The organism is uncultured Aquimarina sp., assembly GCF_947496855.1.
Classification (GTDB): Bacteria; Bacteroidota; Bacteroidia; order Flavobacteriales; family Flavobacteriaceae; genus Aquimarina.
This window is the reverse complement of sequence record NZ_CANMED010000036.1, coordinates 1-538: the sequence shown is the minus strand read 5'-3', so window position 1 is coordinate 538 and position 538 is coordinate 1. Positions and strand designations below refer to the sequence as shown.

Sequence of the window (538 nt, the reverse complement as noted above, 5' to 3'; positions counted from 1 at the left end):
GATCAGATTGATAATGTAACTGTCACTGGGGCATTTACACAACTCATAATAAATGGTTCATATCAAATAGAGTCTACGCAATCTAATCAAAGATTGTTATCAAGAGCTAATGAACAACATAGTTCGATTATGAGTAGTCCATATCCTTATAATGACCAAGTATGGGTTTTTAATCATAAAGGAGATAATGTGTACACCATAAGAAACTTGGGAACTAATAGATTTTTAGAAGTTCCTTATGCACGTTGCGGTAACGGAGAAAACGTTGCTACTTGGACAGGTTCGGAAGGTAATCATCAGAAATGGAAAGTAATTAGGAATGGTAGTAATTCATTTAGTTTAAAACCGATGCATTGCATATCAAGTGCATTAGATAGAGCTGCTGGTGCTATTGATGCTAATGTTCACATTTGGGGTTTTAATTCTGAAAACAACAATCAGAAATGGAAAATTGTCTCATTAGGTAATCGAGAAAAGCCAGAAGAAGTAAAATCAGAAATTCTATCAGTGTATCCTAACCCTTCATCTAATTCTATAA

1 protein-coding gene is annotated in these 538 nt (G+C 34.0%); it reads left to right on the top strand.

Annotation, left to right across the window (positions count from 1 at the left end; all coding sequences use genetic code 11):
- Nucleotides 1–538, top strand: a 538-nt coding sequence (locus Q0921_RS24960; protein ID WP_299261891.1) for an RICIN domain-containing protein, incomplete at both ends; no start/stop codon positions are given.